Origin of the sequence: Roseinatronobacter alkalisoli (genome assembly GCF_028745735.1) — a bacterium.
Taxonomy (GTDB): domain Bacteria; phylum Pseudomonadota; class Alphaproteobacteria; order Rhodobacterales; family Rhodobacteraceae; genus Roseinatronobacter; species Roseinatronobacter alkalisoli.
The window spans coordinates 19,387-35,733 of record NZ_JAQZSM010000031.1; the positions used below are offsets into that span (position 1 = coordinate 19,387).

Genomic DNA, 16,347 nt, shown 5'->3' on the forward strand with positions numbered 1-16,347 from the left:
ATGCAGCAGCGCTTTTCAACTTGTTCCTGCGTCCCTATCTGCGCCGATATAACCACAGCACCAGCGGGGCCAAAATCAGTGTCAGCACCACCGGCGCAATCAGTGCCAGTCCGATCTGCATGGGCGTTGCCGTGCCGGACATCAGCCCGCGAAGCGCCGTTGTCATCAGCGATACCGGGTTCACCTCTACAAAGCTGCGCAGCCAGTCGGGCATTGTTGCCGGGTCAACCATGATATTCGATGCGAAGGTGACGGGAAACAGGATCGTAAAACCTAGCGTCATGACTGTCATCGGTGTCCGCACCAACAGCCCCAGTACGATGAATACCCAGCCCATGCCAAACCCAATGGTCAGCAGCATTGCAAAAGCCGCCACTGTGCCGGTCAGCCCCGCTTCTGGCCGGTAGCCAAGGATCAGCCCGATCCCCAGAATGATGCCGCCCGCAATCAGATGCCGCAGCAGATCGCCGACCATCAGCCCGGCAAATGGTGCAAGCGACCAGATCGGCAATGTCCGGAATCGGTCAAAAAGGCCCTTCTGAAAATCCGTTGACAACCCCATCCCGGAATAGACGGAATTGAACACAACCGTCTGCACAAGAATCCCCGGTAGGAAAAATTGCAGATACCCCCCCGGTGACCCCGCCAGCGCCCCCCCGAACACGAAGGTGAACAGCAAGGTGAACATGATAGGCATCATCACCAGATCGAATAATTGTTCCGGAACATGCCGGAATTTAAGGATGGCACGCCACCCGAAAACCAGTGCGTTCGACATCGGCCCTGGTGGGGCAGGGGGGGCAACATGGTGCAGCGCGCCAATGCCGGGCACATTGCCCGTATCTGCGCGGCCATTGCGAACGGGTGCTGCGGTGATATCTGTCATGGCACTGCCTTCTCAATCACGGGTTGGCGGGATGCGTCATTCTGGCCGGTCAGGGCGAAAAACACCTCATCAAGGCTTGGGGCGCCCATCCGGAAATCGGACAGGGCGAAACCGTCGGCGATAAGTGCGCTAAGCGCTGCGTTGGCGGCAATGGCATCGCCTGCCAGAACCGACAGTTCGGCACCTTCCGGACTGCGCTGCACCACGTTACCCAGATGCGTGGCCAGCAGATCGGCGGCGGCATCCAACTGGCCCTGATCGGCAAGTGTGACATGCAGCACACCTGAGCCCGTCGCGGCCTTCAGTTCGCGGCTGGTGCCTTCGGCAATCTTACGGCCATGGTCGATCACCGCGATCCGTTCGGCCAGTTGGTCGGCTTCTTCAAGGTATTGGGTGGTCAGCAGGATTGTCACGCCCGATTCCGCCAGTTGCCGGATCAGCCGCCACACGCCCTGCCGTGCCGAAGGGTCCAGCCCGGTGGTAGGTTCGTCCAGAAACAGCACCCCGGGGGTCACGACAAGCGAAGCCGCGATATCCAGCCTGCGGCGCATGCCTCCTGAATAATTCTTGACCTGTTTGCGCGCCGCAGCCGACAATTCGAACGCAGTCAGCAGATCATCAGCCCGCGCCCGCGCCGCACCCCCGCGAAACCCCCAGAGCCGCGCCAGCATCACCAGATTGTCGCGCCCCGTCAGATCTTCATCAAGCGAGGCAAACTGCCCGGTCATCGAAATTGATGCACGCACCTTCTGCGGTGCGGTGGTAATATCATGCCCCATCACAGTTGCGCTGCCTTCATCGGCTGCGGTCAATGTGGCCAGCATGCGCAGCAGCGTGGTTTTGCCTGCGCCGTTCGGACCCAGCACGGCAAAGATCATGCCGCGCCGCACGTCAAGGTCGATCCCGGCCACTGCGGTCAGGTCGCCGTAGCGGCGGACAAGCCCGCGCGCGTGAATCGCGAGAGTTGATGTATCGTATATCAAGGTATGTGTCCCGGATAATTAGGGTGCGTCAATGGCCTTAGCATATAATGCGCACCGTTCCGCCTGAACACCCTGCAGGGACCGACACGGCCATGAGTTGCGGTTTTCCGCAGGCTGGCGAAACGCGGGGCAGGGGGGTGTCAGGGCGTTCTCCGGATCACATTCCGGCTGATCACCGCGCCGATGACAACAAGTGCTGCGGCAAGACCGGACACTGCCGCAAACCCAGCGCCCGCAAATACCGGCCCCATGATCATTGGACCGGCAAAGACAGCGGAATAGCTTACAGCGCTGTTCAGCCCCATGACGGCCCCGCGTGCCGCCGCCGCGCGCTGGTTCAGTGACACGACAAGCGCGTTCAGCCCCAACTGGTTCAGAACACCCCAGATCATTGCGGCCAGAAGGGCCGCCTGTGGTGCCGCCAGTGCAACGGCCCAACCAGCATAGCTTGCCGCGATGCCAAGCAGAACCAGCAGGACATAGCCGCGCGTTATCGCAGGCGAGAGGATTCCAAGCCCAAGTCCGGCCAGACCGAAGCCAAGTCCATATGCCAGCACAAACAGCCCGATGCCCTGCACCGACAGCTCAAACGCGGTTCGCAGCCCTTCGCCGAAAAATGCAAAACTGCCATAGAACGCCGTCATATAGGTGAACATCACCAGCAGCAGCGGCACAACACCCGGCAACCGCAACGCCCGCCACAGTGGTATGGGCGCTACCGGGGCGCTGCGTACATTGCGCAAGCATGCCATCAGCCCCAGACCCACCAGCCCTGAAAGCCCGGCCAGCAACGCATAGACCATCCGCCAGCCGAACTGTTCTGCCACGACTGCGGCCAGTGGTACCGCCAGCACCAGGGACAGCGCCCATCCCGTCAGCACCAGTCCCAGCCGTGCCGCCGCGCGCCCCGGTGGTGCTGTTGTTACCGCAGTCGCATAGGTGCCGGGCAAAAGAACGCCGACCGCGCCCCCGGCAACCGCCTGCGACAGGCATAGCCAGACCCAGTTCGGGCTGATCCCGCTTGCCACCTGCGCGAACGCCAGCACCAACGCAGCGCCCCCCAGAACCCGACCTGCGGGCATCCGGTCAACCAGCCCGGCAAGCGTCAGGGCCGAAACCGCTGTGGCCGCCCCGAAACTCGATATTGCCCAGGCTATCCGGAACGGCGCGGTTTCCAGCCCTTCTGCCACATCCGTCAGGATCGGGCTAAGGACGAAAGCATTCGATCCGACAAGCAGAACCGCCGCCAGCAAGGCCGCGATTTCCGCATGTTGAACAAGATTCGGCTGTATGCGTATTCTGTAGTATGACATATGATGAAAAGATACTCTTTGGCCAAATCACGCAATTGAAATCAGGGAGAATGGTTATAAAAGCGAATATCATTCCGGAAAATACACCGCATCCCTCAGGTCTGGACCGCACGGACCGAATGCTGTTAAGGCTGTTGGCCGAACGGGCGGACAGGTCTTATGCGGAGCTTTCTGAACTGGTCCATCTTTCCCCGCCAGCCGTCCATGAGCGCGTGAAACGCCTGCGCCGCAATGGCGTCATTCTGGGTACCGTCGCGCGGCTTGATGGCAGCAAGATCGGCTGCCCGCTTCTTGCCTTTGTCCATGTGACGACCGAAGGCTGGGGCATGACCAAACCGGTACTGGACCTGCAGGCGTTGGCCGATGTGGAAGAAATTCATACGGTCACCGGGGATACCTGCCTGATCCTGAAGGTTCGCTGTTCCGGTCCGGCGAGTCTGGAAACACTTCTGTCACGCATTCAGGAGGTTAAGGGCGTGCGCGCCACCCAAAGCTATGTTGCGCTTGGCACCTATCTTGAACGCGGCCCAATGCCCGAAACCCCCGAACCACAATCACCACAGCCGCGCAACCATTGATCCCGGTGGGCTGGCGCAATATGCGTTTCAGGGCAGGTTTTCAATCACATCAACAATCGGTGCTGCTTCTGCTATCCATTGGAAATGGCCAACCAGCGCCGCCTTGTCACAAAAGGAGACTGACATGACACCAACCCGAACCCACACCGACATTCTGAACGCTGCGGGTCTGACGGCGACCGATCTTGCGGGCGGTGATCTGGCGGTGCATTCCCCCATCGACGGGGCGGAAATCGCGCGGTTGCGCCAGACCCCTGCTGCGCAGATGCCAGACATCATCGCGCGCGCGCAATCGGCCTTCAAAGTATGGCGCAGCGTCCCTGCACCGCGCCGGGGCGAGTTGGTGCGCCTGCTGGGCGAGGAATTGCGCGCCGCCAAGGACGCGCTTGGCGCGGTTGTTACCCTTGAAGCGGGCAAGATCACATCCGAAGGGTTAGGTGAAGTTCAGGAAATGATCGACATCTGCGATTTTGCCGTGGGCCTGTCGCGCCAGCTTTATGGGCTGACCATTGCCAGCGAACGCCCCGGCCACCGGATGATGGAAACATGGCACCCGATGGGGCCAACCGCTGTGATCACGGCGTTCAATTTTCCGGTGGCCGTGTGGTCATGGAACACGGCGCTTGCGCTTGTCTGCGGCAATCCCGTGATCTGGAAACCGTCGGAGAAAACACCGTTGACCGCCCTGGCGTCGATGGTGGCGTTCCAACGTGCATTGGCGCGGTTTGGTGATGATGCGCCCGAAGGTCTGGTACAACTGGTCATTGGTGGGCCGGAAACCGGCGCGGCGCTGGTCGAAAGCCCGGCTGTGGCCGTGGTGTCGGCAACCGGGTCAACGCGCATGGGGCGGATTGTCGGGCCGAAAGTCGCGCAGCGCTTCGGGCGCTCCATTCTGGAACTGGGTGGCAATAACGCGATGATCGTAGCCCCGTCAGCTGATCTGGATATGGCCGTGCGCGCCATCGTGTTTTCCGCTGTTGGCACGGCCGGGCAGCGCTGCACATCGCTGCGCCGCCTGATTGTGCATAATTCCATCCGCGCTGAACTGGTGGAAAAGCTGAAGACCGCATATGCAACCCTGCCGGTGGGTGATCCGCGCGATGCAGGCACGCTGGTTGGCCCCTTGATTGATGCCGACAGCCTGGCCCGTATGCTGGCGGCGCTGGAACAGGCCCGTGCCGAGGGGGGGCAGATTTACGGGGGCGAGCGGTGCGACGCAGTGGCAGGCGGGGCCTATGTCACCCCCGCAATCGCCGATATGCCCGGCCAAAGCGCGATTGTGAAAACCGAAACCTTCGCGCCCATCCTGTATGTCATGGGCTATGACACGCTGGAGGACGCGATTGATCTGCAAAATGACGTGCCGCAAGGCCTGTCATCCTGCATATTCACCCTGAACCTGCGAGAGGCCGAAGCATTCCTGTCGGCTGTCGGGTCCGATTGCGGGATTGCCAATGTCAATATTGGCCCGTCAGGCGCGGAAATCGGCGGCGCATTCGGCGGCGAGAAGGAAACCGGCGGCGGGCGCGAAAGCGGGTCTGACGCATGGAAAGCCTATATGCGCCGCGCCACGAACACGATCAACTATTCGGCGCAGTTGCCGCTGGCACAAGGGGTGAAGTTTGACATCTGAGCCGAACCTGTGGCGGGTTTCCAGCGCTGAGTCCTTCACCGCCCCGCCCATCGGGCATGACAAGGTGGTTGATCTGGCGGTGGTCGGTGGCGGCTACACTGGCTGCGCCGCTGCGCTGGAAGCCGCGCGTCAGGGCGCTTCGGTCGTTTTGCTGGAGGCGCAGACCGTGGGCCATGGCGGTTCAGGGCGCAATGTCGGGTTGGTCAATGCAGGGCTGTGGTTGCAGCCTGATGCGGTAATGGCTCGGATAGGGCAGGGGCCGGGGCGGCGGCTTATTGACTGTCTGGCGGAAGCGCCTGACCGGGTGTTCGACCTGATCACGCGCGAGGGAATTGATTGCGACCCCGTGCGCAACGGCACCTTGCATCTGGCCCATTCGCGGGCCGGGTTACGCGAGCTTCAGGGGCGTTTCCGGCAGGGAAGGGCGTTGGATGCGCCGTTGGGTCTGCTGGACGCGGCGGAAACCACCCGACGCACCGGAACCGGGGCGTTCCACGGCGCGCTGTTCGATCCGCGCGCCGGAACCATTCAGCCATTGTCCTATGTGCGCGGGCTTGCGCGGGCGGCAATCCGGAATGGGGCCGCGCTGCATGAACAAAGCCCCGTCACCGCCCTGAAGCGTGACAAAGATTGCTGGCAACTGTCCGCACGCGGGCACACCATCGGTGCCCGGCGCGTTCTAGTGGCAAGCAATGCCTATCACCTTGGGCTGCGCGAGCCGTTCCAGCCGCAGATTATTGCTGTGCATTTCTGCCAGTTTGCGACTGACCCACTGCCAGCCACCTTGCAACAGGCCATTCTGCCCGGTGGCGAAGGGTGCTGGGATACCGCGCTTGTCATGTCATCCTTTCGGATGGACCGGGCCGGACGTCTGATCATTGGCGGGATCGGCAATGGCGATGGTCCGGGCGGCGCGCTGCATGCGGGCTGGGCGGCGCGCAAGATGGCTGCCCTGTTTCCCGCGCTGAAGGGGCAGCCCTTCCGCCACGGCTGGAGCGGGCGCATCGCCATGACCAGTGACCATATCCCGAAGATCGTGGAATTCGGCCCTGATGCCTATGCGGTTTTCGGCTATTCCGGTCGCGGCATCGGGCCTGGCACCGTTTTTGGCACCCAGACCGCCCGCGCATTGCTGTCTGGCACTGCTGATCCCTTGCCGGTGACACCCGTTCCCGGGCATGTGGAACGATTTTCCGCAATGCGCGCCGCCTGGTATGAAGCCGGTGCCTGCATGATCCATGCAACAGCGGCACAATTGCGGTGATCGGGGGCGAAATCCGCCATCGGGGATATCTGTTCCTATTCAACAGCTTCCGTATGATCGCCAAACATGACAACCCTGTTCCGCCCGGCAGATTTTGCCTGATACAGGGCCTTGTCCGCCCGTTCCAGCCAATCCCCCGCCGCAGTCAGATTCGCAGCCTGCGGGGCCAGCCCCATGCTTATTGTCATCTTTTCCGGATGAATTTCCGGAATGCCTGCCTCTGATATCAGCACGCGCAGTCGCTCCGCAAAGGCAAGAGCATCCTTTGCGCTGATGCCGTTTAGCAAGATCGCAAACTCCTCTCCACCATAGCGCCCGACAACATCATTGCGCCGCAGGTTGGCAAGCATGGTTGCGGACACCACGCGCAGGGCCGCATCCCCGGCCTGATGCCCGAAACGGTCATTGATGGCCTTGAAGAAATCGATATCGGCCAGAATCAGCGCCATCTGCGTCCCTTCGGGTTTGGCCAGAGCGGCGCGCAAGTGCCGCTCGAAGGCCGCGCGGGTCAAAGTGCCGGTCAAGCTGTCCTTACTTGAAATCAGACGAAGTTCCATCTGTGACACGACCAGTTTCGCAAAACTTTGTAGAACCTTAGAGTCATTGTCCGAAAATACCCGGGGTTCAGGCCCCATGACGCATAATGCGCCCACATTGTAGCCATCGGGCGTTTGCAGCGGCACGCCAAGATAACAGCGCAGTCCCGGTGGACCGGTCACAAAAGGGTTGTTCATGAATCTGGGGTCTTGCGTCGCGTCATCAACTTGGAGGGTGCAACTGTCCCTGATGGTGTGATCACAAAACGCGACAGAGCGCGGCGTTTCCGCCACATCGACGCCAAGAATCGATTTGAACCATTGCCGATCGCTGTCAATCAGGGAAACAGCAGCGATGGGCACGTTAAGCACTGTTTTGACAAGGGATGTTATATCGTCAAATTCCGCCTCGCTGGCAGTATCAAGGATCTGATAGCGCTTCAGGGCGGCAAGACGGGCGATTTCGTCATCGGTTTTGGGTGTGGAGATGAAAGTCATATGTCTTTCTCCGCTTCGATGGCCTGAAGGAGCTTCGTTTCATAGCTGGCAACCAGTGCATGCACATAGCGCTGTATGTCCTCGGATGGATGTCCCGCCGCCTGCAGCGCTTGCGACAGCTCGATCAGATTCTGATAATGTTCTCGCACGACGGGCAATAATCTGGCGGGCAGGCCGGACTCCCATTCCATGGGAATGCCGTCTGGCTGTGTCGCGTCGCGTGAAGGTGTGTGTTCCAGGGTACTGCTCCGCATTGGGGAAAGGGTGTGTCAGGCCAGGGTCCGGATTTGCGTATGATCATTCAGCAGCGCGCAGGGCGCGGCGCGTTTCGGACGTGGCAAGCTGGCGATGAAGCTGTAGGAATATGTCACGCGCGGCATTGCGGTTACCCATATTGAGCAGGGAATATCCCTTCAGCAAACCCAGATCGCGCCGCATGCTGCCGGTCAGTTGTGCATGCGCGTCAATATAGGCAATGGCACGCGCGTAATCACCACTTTCATAGGCGCGCAATCCGCGCTGGTCGAGGATTTGACTTTCGATCTCAATGCGTTGGTCGCGGGTAAGGTCAACCGACGCTGCAATCTGCGCAGCCTGTTCAGTCATGTTCAGCTTCAGCAGCGAAAGCATCCATCCGAAGGCCGCATCACGCCGCACGGTGGCAGAGCCACCTTGCCGGGCAGCGCGTTGGAATGCGGTAACTGCTTCCATCGGGCGTTCGGCATTATAGGCGCACCACCCGCGTTGATAGATCACATCGATCCGGCTGGAATTGGCAGAAAGCGCCAGACATTCCGCCCATGCGCCGCGTTGCGCAGCGGCGGCAACAGATGACAACCCCGCCCCTGACTGCGCCGGGGCGGTGGCCTGTGGCTGTGGGGCGCTTGGTGTGCTGGGCGCTTCGGGTCTGGGCGGGGGGCGCGTGCTGGCGGGTGGCGTTGCCGCCGTTGGTGCCGTGGTGTCAGGCGGGGCGGTGGTGGCGGCATCCAGTTCAATCACCTGTTCGCCATTCGGCCAGCGCGCAGGCACCTGCCGCCCGGCGCGCAGCCGGTTTTCGACGCGGCGAATGTCTGTCGCAGCATCCGGGGCGCTTGCCAAGGCTGCATCCGCCAGCGATTCCAGTTCCGTCAGGTTAGCGACCGCGTCTGCCTTTTCCAGCGTGGAGATAAGTATTTCCGACGCTGAACAACTGCCGATCACGGACCGATAGATGCCAAGCGCGCGGCTTGTCTCGCCCAGCAGCAAGTGCATCTCCGCCAGTTCCCAGGCATTGTTTATCCGCTCACATGACAGAAGCGCCGGAATCCCGCGCGCAATTCCGATTGCGGTTTCAGCCTGTTGTGCGGCTACGGCCGCGGTGAACTGTTGCTGCGCCTCTGACAGGTTCAGCAGTGACAGCATTTCTGTAGGCGGTGACCAGTCCGCAAAATCCCTGTCGGTTTCTGCAATCAGTGCGCGCGCGCCATCAAAATCGCCGCTTTCGATCAGCCGGTAGATCCGGTCAATGCTGTCCGGCCCGGTATCCGCGCGCATATCAGACAGATTGGCAGGCGGGGTCCAGTCCGGGAACTGTATCTGCAAACGCCGCAATTCCGACCGGACCGCCACATCATTGTCCTGTTCCAGATAGAAACGCAGCGCCTGCAGATCGCTTGGACCGGGTTGTTGGGCGGCAGCCGGAATGGCTGCGCCAAGGGTAAGCGCAAGCGCAAGCGCCAGTATCATGATGCGGGGAAAGACGGTCATATCGGTCGGCATGAGGGAAGCATCTCTGTCTGCGCTAGCATCGTAAACAGATGCAGCGTCGCTGGGTAATAGGGTTGATTGCGTGCAAAAGGGGGAATGGCGGCACCCATGCCCCCATGGGCTGCGCATCCGGCAATGGCCGCGATGGCGCGATATCCTGCATCTGCGCTGAATTCCAGAATCTCGCCGGTATTGGCGTCAATGACGGTGCCCGCATGGCCTTGCGGCGCGCGTGCCATCGCGTTCGCAGCGCGCAGAATTGCAGGGTGCTGGTATTCACCGGACCACGCCAGAAACAACGGAATGCGGATGGCTTCATAGCCCGTATGCCGGGAAAACCCTTCGGCCGGGCGTGGCCCTGCGACTGTCAGCTGAAGCCAGTCGGGCACCAGACCCGAGCGCGCAATTTCGGCCATCAGGTCAAGGCAGGAACTGGCCACCCGGCTAAGCTGTGTATCGCCGGTCGCAGCGGACAGCGCGCGCAACGCACGCGGCATGATATAGGACGGGTTGAAGACGATGGCATCATCCATGACAAACCCGGTTTCGGCAGGCAGCAGGATTGGTGCGCCGGGCCGGTCTGGCCGTGATGCAATGCACTTGCGCGTCAGATCCTCTGCGACCGCAATGGCACGTGCGCGCCATTGGGGCGTGTCGAACCGTTCAGCGCCGCGCAACAGTGCCCATGCATAAAACAGGTCACCATCGCTGGCATTGTTAAGATCCGGCACGCGCACCGGCGTATCGGGCAACCAGCGCCAGGCCAGCAGGTTATCCGTCCGTATGGCCAGATTGGCATGTGTCCAGTCCGCCATCCGGCGGAATGCATCTGCGTCACCGAATTCGGCGGCCAGCAGCATGCCATATCCCTGACCTTCGGAATGGCTGGCATTATTCTGGGGGGCGTCGATGACACGCCCGCTGAAATCCAGATGCGCGGTCTTCCATGCCTGCCAAAGCGCGTTCGCAGGTTCGCGCATGGTGTCGGCCAGCGCAGGACCGGACAGGCCCATCAGCGCGGCGCCCGCAGTGCCGGTCAGGAAAGAACGCCGTTTCATCGGCCACGCCTCCGTGTCAGGATCAGGATTGCCAATGCCACTGCGGCAGAAAACAGCGTCAGGCCAAGAACAATGGCGATGAACGGGACCGGGCGTAATGTCGCGTAATTGCCCATTACCGCGCGCAGATTGCCGGGGCCAAGGCCCTCATGCAATGTCAGCGGGCGGTCAGGGGCCGTCCAGTTTTCCCAGCCGCGCCCTTCTTGATACAGCGCGAGCTGGCCCAAAGGACGGTCGCGGCCAGTGCGGCTTGCGGCCAGCGCACGCACCACGGTCAACGGGTCTGCGTCCGGGGCGAAGATCAGCCAGATTTCGCCGGGCCGGTCCAGATCGGGTTGCAGAACAGCCGCTTGCGCCCGCTTGCCGTCCAGCCAGTTATGCAGCGGCGGGGTGGTGCCATAGGCAAGTCCCGCAAGCGCGTTGACAAGCCTGCGCGGAACCCCGGCAATTTCACCAGGCCGAAGCCAGCCAAACACACCGCGCGGCCCGCCGACTGTTTCCCACGGGGTTACCGCCACCCGCGCCGGGTCTGCCTGCGCGGCAATGGGGCGCAGCGTGTCATACAGCGCGGGAATGGCGTCGCGCAGCATCGGGGTCTGAAGCTGCACGATATCCGACAATGTTCCGATGTTTAAATGCGGAGCGGCGCTTCCGGTCCGGGACCGGTTCGGCGGCCCGTCCGCCAGCAATGCCGCCGCGATCTGTGGGACCAGACCGGGCGACAACTGCGCTTCCGCAGTCGCCGTCAGAACGATGTCCTGCGCCGAGACCATGGATAATGACATGTCAACTGATGGCAACGACATACTGGGGGAAGGGGGCACGAAAAGCCTGCTTTGCTCTGATATCTGCAGCATCGGGCCATCCATTGGCGGGCATGCCGCATCTGGCGGGTCACCGGGGATCAGGGCTTCGAATTCCAGCCGGTTCACGCCCGGTTGCAGCAGACGCGCGCCAAAGGAAACGGGCAATGTCGGCAGGGCCTGTCCGCCATCGCGGTCCAGCGGAAGCAGGCGGATCGTCGTGCCGTTCACCTTGACAAGAAGCAGGGCGCCTTCTGGCAATCCTGCCGCGAAGCGATAATCAAGATCAAGCTGCGCCTTTTGCGATGCCAGCAGCACCCAGTCCCAGGGCAATGCAAATTCAACCGCAAGCATGATGTAGCGCCCTTGCCCTTCCAGCCGGTTGACGCCAAGCGCAGAGAAGGGCTGCGTCACCCCCGGCGTCAGAACCGCAGGACCGTGCTGCCGGGTCAGTTCATCCTGCGACATCAGTTCCGCAATGACCGGGCTGTAATCCTGCGCCAGATCCAGAAACAGCACCTGCGCACCATCGCCACCGCGCACGAATTGCGGTTGGGCAGGGCCTTCGCCGGTGGGGAATGCCGTAATGCGCGCCATCTGGGGAATGTCATCCTCCATTGTCCAGTATGGGGCGCTGACAATTTCGGGTGGCGTGCCACCCAGCGCGATTGCCGCCTGCGCAATAAAGGGGGCTGCGCCCAGCATCGGGGCATCATGTTCCGGCCGCCGGAAGGTGATGGGTGCGCCGCGTGCCGTTTGCGCTGCAACCGCGGCCATGAACCCGACCGGCCCATCACCAAAAGCGTCAGCCGTCATCTGCACACCGCTGTTTTGTGCATCAATATCTGTCCAGAGTGCGAAGGATGCATCAGGGCCACAGGCAACCCGGTGCGTGTGCTGGGCGCTGATTTCAACAAGGTTGCGCCCGGGCACAAGCAGTCCGGTTGGCACCGCAAGCGTGTCCGTCGAAAAACCGCTGAAACTGGATGGCACGATCTGGCCCAGATATGTGCCGTTGACGCTTACGCTAAGCGATGATCGCGCGGGCAAGGCGTCAATCCCGGTGTGGTGGGCAAGCTGCAATTCCGTTGCGCCGGGGTCTTGCGGCAGGAACAGGATAAACCGCTCTGATGCCGATTCCCCCGCCAGCCGTGCGGCGGGCCGGTCATTGCTGCGCAACCGTTCCAGACGCAGCGGCACCAGTTCTGTGCGGGTGCCAAGTGTCTGGTCCGCATGCCGCAGCGCATGGTCCGTGCGCCCGCGTTCAGTGGCTGGTTCCGGCGGCACTGTCTGTGCAGGTGCTTGCGGCATCTGGTCGGGTGTGTGGGGCGAACTGGTCGGCGGGTCAAGCCGGATGATCTGCGCCATCAGCCCCGGCGCGGGTAAAGCCACCGAAAGCAGACCGGCCATCAGGGCCACAGATGAAAGGGCGCGCAAGATCATGAAACGCGCTTCTCATGCAGGATGAAATCCAGCCCGTCCCGTGTGGTCTGGGTTGTATCGTCGGCTTCCGGGCTGGCGGGATCAAAATCCGCACCAAAGGTCAGCACATGAACGGGAACATCCTTTTCGGTGCTGTCATCTGTCCCGCGCCTGCGGCGCGCCGGTTCGCGCAGCAATTCACGCAGCGTGCGGGGGATGGTCGTGATACTCAGCCACAGCACATAAAACAGCCCGGGCAATAGCCCTTTGGGCCGGGTTTCATTCTCGCGCAGGCGGCGCCAGTTTTCACTATTGGAAAAAATCAGGAACGCCACTGACTCGCGCGATTTCACTGGTTGATCCGCCACGAATTGCAGGCCAAGAAACAGCCCCTCGCCACTGCGGCTGACGGAACGTATCTCAACCAGAATATTGTGTTCAAAATCCTGCGCGTCGGGAAATTGCGGACGCATGCTCAGCACTGCCCCCCGTTCCAGCGACTGAAGTTGTGCCGCGACCGGGGTGCCGTCATCGGGGGTGCGCAGATGCAGACGCACGCCCCCGGTGGATGCGTCAACGATCCGCGCCGCCAGTTCAGGCCCCTTGTCATCTGCGCCGGGCAACCAGACGGTCGCGGGGGTATCGACTGCCAGCCGTGGCACCGAACGGCGCTGCTGCTTTTCGGAAATCGACCCCATCGCCAGCCCGGTAAGCAGGAAATTAAACAATGCCCAGCCACCGACCACTTCAATGGTTGTCCGGTCACCCGGAAAGATGACCCAGCGCAAAACCGCAGCACCCAGCCCTGCAGCCAGCAGCGCGAACAGCAGAAGAAGCGGCATATAGATGGGCGAGATGAAATTCTCGCTCAGGGTTTCATCCTTTGCTGTCACCGCAAACTTTGCCGCACGCGGTCGCAGGATTGTCTTCAGGATCTGTGTCCCCAGATATGGCGCCTGCGCCACCTCATAGACTTCAGATATCAACGGCCATCGGACATGACTGAAAAGCGCGTTCTGAACCAGAAAGCTGACCAGCAGATAGCTGACCATATAGGCCAGTACTTCCTCGCCGGTGGCGACGAATATTTCCAGTCCGAAGAAAAGGTAGAACAGTGGAATGACCAGAAAGCCCAGACGCACCAGCGGGAACAGCCAGAAGCTCATGGAATTGACATAGCAAAGGCGCTGTTGCGCTGACAGACCCCGCCGGAAAAGCGGGTTTTTCAGTAAAAGCATCTGCACCATGCCCGTGGCCCAGCGGCCACGTTGCTGGATGAATGTCGCGAAGGTTTCAGGCTGCAGCCCTGCGATCATGGCGCGGTTCAGATACATGCTTTCCCAGCCGCGTGAATGAATATCCAGCGCCGTTTCGGCATCCTCGGTGATTGTCTCGCCTGAAAAGCCGCCCACTTCATCCAGCGCTGCGCGGCGCAGAACAGCGGCAGAACCGCAGAAAAAGGCTCCACCCCACCGGTCCAGCCCCCGGTGAATATTGGCATAGAACATTTCATTCTCGCTGGGGCATTGCCGCGCGAAGCCCAGATTGCGTTGGATCGGGTCAAGATTGATGAAAAAATGCGGTGTCTGCACAAGGAACAGGCGCGGGTTTTCAACGAAATAACCCACTGTGCGCGCCAGAAAATCGCGGCTGGGCACATGGTCGGCGTCAAAGACCACGACCAGATCACCGTTCAGCTTTTCCAGTGCCGCGCTCATGTTACCGGCCTTGGCATGTTCGTTGCGGCGGCGTGTGGTGTACATCACGTCCAGCTCACGGCACATTTTCTGCAATTCAGCGCGGCGGGCCCGTGATGCTGCTGCGATGGTCGGGTCGGCATGTGCGCAGCGCTCGTCAGTGCCGCCATCATCGCAAAGCACCACGCGCATCTTGTCCCTGGGGTAGAATATCTGTTTGGCCGCCGACAGCGTGATGCTCAGCATTTCGACCGGTTCATTATACGAAGGCACAAGGATATCGACACTGGGAAGCTCCGCCGCCCGCACCCGTTTCGGCAGATCGTGGTCAATGGGGTCGGCGTTCACGAAAGCTGTCAGGAAAAACACGGCAATCGCATAGGTTTCGACCGCGAACAGCAACAGCGCCACCACAAAGGATACCGGCGCATCCAGCATGGGCAGCGTTTCGGTCAACCGCCAGACCCAGTAGCGCAGGATCAGCATGCTGGCCACGGCCAGCATTGCCAGACGCGGCACGATATGGCGGCGGGCAAAGGGTTTCGCAACAAGGACAATCGCAACTGCGATAATGCCAAGCAGCGCCTGCACCTGCGTTGAGGTGGGCGTGCCGGCCAACACCACGATCGGCACCATCAGAACCACCCAGAGCAGACCAAGTGCAACCGCAGCGCCTCGTCCTGATTGCGCAAGGATACTCATGGTGCTGGTGCCGCCAATGGCGCCAGCGTGCGCGAGGCTGTGCCGCGCGCAGGTTGCCCCACATGCCCGGCGCTGGCGGGTTCAAGCGCGGCCTGCGCAGAGCCGCGCACACAATTGCGCATCAGCAAATCAAGCGCGCCCGCATTGCGCGGCAACACCCGCGTTTGCACAGTCATGCGGCGCACAGCAAGTACACAGGTCGTCCCTGCGCCATTGCTCCATTCCGCCCAGGTCAGGGCGCCTGCGGCATCTTCGGTTGTACGCATCACCTGCAGATCGTCTTCGGTGAAGGGTTCAGGCAGCCCGCCGGATTGCTCCAGCACATCCCGCAGCCGCATCACCCCCGGTGATTGCCCCGGTATCATGCGCAGATAGATGAAATTGTCGCGCGGCAATGCTGTCTGGTTCGACAGGGCAATCTGCTGTTCAGAAATGCGCCCGTCCCGGCGTGCCAGAAGCATCTGGGCATTGGGTGCATATATCCATGCGTTCTGCAATGGTGTTGCCTGCCATTCGCTGCGCAAAGCACGGCTTTGCGATTCCCCGAAGGTGGCAAGTGACTGGTTGCACGCCGCCAACAGAAAAAGACCCCCTGCAAGTGCAATATGCACGAGAACGGATCGACGCAAAAACGGATGCGCGAAAATATGCTTCAAAGCCCCACCCCGGTCACACTTATGCTTATGTGTGATAAATCACATATTACGCCCTTTGATTGACAGATGGCAACATTTAAACACGTTTTACGTGTTCATCGGCGAAAATATGAAAAACCAGACCCAGCAGCCCGACCAGCCGCCCGTTCAACCACACGCGGCTGGGATGCTGCGAAACCGTCGGCAAGTGCGTGCGGCCGGGTTGCGCCGTTCAGCATGGTCCGGGGCGGGGTCGCTATTGATGGCGGCATATGACTGCCTGCGATGCCGACATCGTTGGCATCATCACTTCGGGGTCAGAATTGGCCGCCGCTTCGGTCCGGTTGATCTGGAACTTCCCCTTATTTAGCGCGCAAGACTTTGAGTCCGCAGTGTTGGAATTGGGTGAGGTGTTGTTGTGTGATATCGTTGTCTGTGATGAGGAGATTGACGCGGTCTAGTCCGCCGAGAGAGGAGAAGGAGACACGTCCTATTTTGCTGGAATCGGCGAGCAGGACGACTTCGCTTGCGGCCTTGATCATGGCGTTTTTGACATAGATATCGCCCAGGGCCGGGTATGTCAGGCCGCTGTC

At 61.1% G+C, this 16,347-nt stretch carries 13 protein-coding genes and 1 pseudogene; 3 read left to right on the forward strand and 11 right to left on the reverse strand.

Annotated elements, in window-relative coordinates; genetic code table 11:
- Window positions 1-34: 34 nt before the first annotated feature.
- The 3 genes from PUT78_RS19950 to PUT78_RS19960 form a co-directional block, all read right to left on the reverse strand.
- Window positions 35-778, reverse strand: coding sequence for an ABC transporter permease (locus tag PUT78_RS19950; protein WP_274354036.1), 744 nt, complete (start codon window positions 776-778; stop codon window positions 35-37).
- 104 nt (window positions 779-882) lie between these two features.
- Window positions 883-1,869, reverse strand: coding sequence for an ATP-binding cassette domain-containing protein (locus tag PUT78_RS19955; RefSeq protein ID WP_274354024.1), 987 nt, complete (start codon window positions 1,867-1,869; stop codon window positions 883-885).
- A gap of 140 nt (window positions 1,870-2,009) precedes the next feature.
- A complete protein-coding gene (locus PUT78_RS19960; protein WP_274354025.1) occupies window positions 2,010-3,182 on the reverse strand; it encodes an MFS transporter in 1,173 nt (390 codons plus the stop codon).
- A 101-nt stretch (window positions 3,183-3,283) separates the two neighbouring features.
- Between PUT78_RS19960 and PUT78_RS19965 the strand changes: the two genes are divergently transcribed.
- The 3 genes from PUT78_RS19965 to PUT78_RS19975 all read left to right on the forward strand — a co-directional run bounded on the left by PUT78_RS19965 (window position 3,284) and on the right by PUT78_RS19975 (window position 6,657).
- Window positions 3,284-3,760, forward strand: a complete 477-nt coding sequence (locus tag PUT78_RS19965; RefSeq protein WP_337994706.1) for an Lrp/AsnC family transcriptional regulator — start codon at window positions 3,284-3,286, stop codon at window positions 3,758-3,760.
- Between the two features lie 124 nt (window positions 3,761-3,884).
- On the forward strand, window positions 3,885-5,393 hold the full coding sequence (amaB, locus tag PUT78_RS19970) for an L-piperidine-6-carboxylate dehydrogenase (RefSeq protein WP_274354027.1): 1,509 nt from the start codon (window positions 3,885-3,887) through the stop codon (window positions 5,391-5,393).
- The gene (locus PUT78_RS19975; RefSeq protein WP_274354028.1) at window positions 5,383-6,657 is read left to right on the forward strand and encodes an NAD(P)/FAD-dependent oxidoreductase; all 1,275 of its coding nucleotides are present in this window, start codon (window positions 5,383-5,385) and stop codon (window positions 6,655-6,657) included. Before amaB ends, PUT78_RS19975 begins: the two co-directional genes overlap by 11 nt.
- 35 nt (window positions 6,658-6,692) lie before the next feature.
- Here PUT78_RS19975 and PUT78_RS19980 read toward each other — a convergent pair whose 3' ends face one another.
- The 8 genes and pseudogenes from PUT78_RS19980 to PUT78_RS20015 form a co-directional block, all read right to left on the reverse strand.
- On the reverse strand, window positions 6,693-7,691 hold the full coding sequence (locus PUT78_RS19980; RefSeq protein ID WP_274354029.1) for a sensor domain-containing diguanylate cyclase: 999 nt from the start codon (window positions 7,689-7,691) through the stop codon (window positions 6,693-6,695).
- Entirely contained in the window at window positions 7,688-7,882 is a 195-nt protein-coding gene (locus PUT78_RS19985) for a hypothetical protein (protein WP_274354030.1), read from the reverse strand. The genes PUT78_RS19980 and PUT78_RS19985 overlap by 4 nt, the downstream gene beginning before the upstream one ends.
- A gap of 106 nt (window positions 7,883-7,988) precedes the next feature.
- Complete coding sequence (locus tag PUT78_RS19990; protein ID WP_274354031.1) at window positions 7,989-9,449, reverse strand: hypothetical protein; 1,461 nt, start codon at window positions 9,447-9,449, stop codon at window positions 7,989-7,991.
- Complete coding sequence (locus tag PUT78_RS19995; RefSeq protein ID WP_274354032.1) at window positions 9,434-10,495, reverse strand: family 8 glycosyl hydrolase; 1,062 nt, start codon at window positions 10,493-10,495, stop codon at window positions 9,434-9,436. Before PUT78_RS19995 ends, PUT78_RS19990 begins: the two co-directional genes overlap by 16 nt.
- On the reverse strand, window positions 10,492-12,741 hold the full coding sequence (locus PUT78_RS20000) for a cellulose biosynthesis cyclic di-GMP-binding regulatory protein BcsB (protein ID WP_274354033.1): 2,250 nt from the start codon (window positions 12,739-12,741) through the stop codon (window positions 10,492-10,494). The genes PUT78_RS19995 and PUT78_RS20000 overlap by 4 nt, the downstream gene beginning before the upstream one ends.
- Complete coding sequence (gene bcsA, locus PUT78_RS20005; RefSeq protein ID WP_274354034.1) at window positions 12,738-15,119, reverse strand: UDP-forming cellulose synthase catalytic subunit; 2,382 nt, start codon at window positions 15,117-15,119, stop codon at window positions 12,738-12,740. The genes PUT78_RS20000 and bcsA overlap by 4 nt, the downstream gene beginning before the upstream one ends.
- The gene (locus PUT78_RS20010) at window positions 15,116-15,775 is read right to left on the reverse strand and encodes a hypothetical protein (protein ID WP_274354035.1); all 660 of its coding nucleotides are present in this window, start codon (window positions 15,773-15,775) and stop codon (window positions 15,116-15,118) included. Before PUT78_RS20010 ends, bcsA begins: the two co-directional genes overlap by 4 nt.
- A gap of 341 nt (window positions 15,776-16,116) precedes the next feature.
- Window positions 16,117-16,347, reverse strand: a pseudogene (locus PUT78_RS20015) (DeoR/GlpR family DNA-binding transcription regulator); the annotation flags it as partial.

Bases quoted from the DNA above. Each gene is read 5' to 3' on its own strand.
- PUT78_RS19950 (WP_274354036.1), bottom strand. From the start codon at position 778: ATGTCGAACGCACTGGTTTTCGGGTGGCGTGCCATCCTTAAATTCCGG.
- PUT78_RS19960 (WP_274354025.1), bottom strand. From the start codon at position 3,182: ATGTCATACTACAGAATACGCATACAGCCGAATCTTGTTCAACATGCG.
- amaB (WP_274354027.1), top strand. From the start codon at position 3,885: ATGACACCAACCCGAACCCACACCGACATTCTGAACGCTGCGGGTCTG.
- PUT78_RS19980 (WP_274354029.1), bottom strand. From the start codon at position 7,691: ATGACTTTCATCTCCACACCCAAAACCGATGACGAAATCGCCCGTCTT.
- PUT78_RS19985 (WP_274354030.1), bottom strand. From the start codon at position 7,882: ATGGAATGGGAGTCCGGCCTGCCCGCCAGATTATTGCCCGTCGTGCGA.
- PUT78_RS19990 (WP_274354031.1), bottom strand. From the start codon at position 9,449: ATGCCGACCGATATGACCGTCTTTCCCCGCATCATGATACTGGCGCTT.
- PUT78_RS19995 (WP_274354032.1), bottom strand. From the start codon at position 10,495: ATGAAACGGCGTTCTTTCCTGACCGGCACTGCGGGCGCCGCGCTGATG.
- PUT78_RS20000 (WP_274354033.1), bottom strand. From the start codon at position 12,741: ATGATCTTGCGCGCCCTTTCATCTGTGGCCCTGATGGCCGGTCTGCTT.
- bcsA (WP_274354034.1), bottom strand. From the start codon at position 15,119: ATGAGTATCCTTGCGCAATCAGGACGAGGCGCTGCGGTTGCACTTGGT.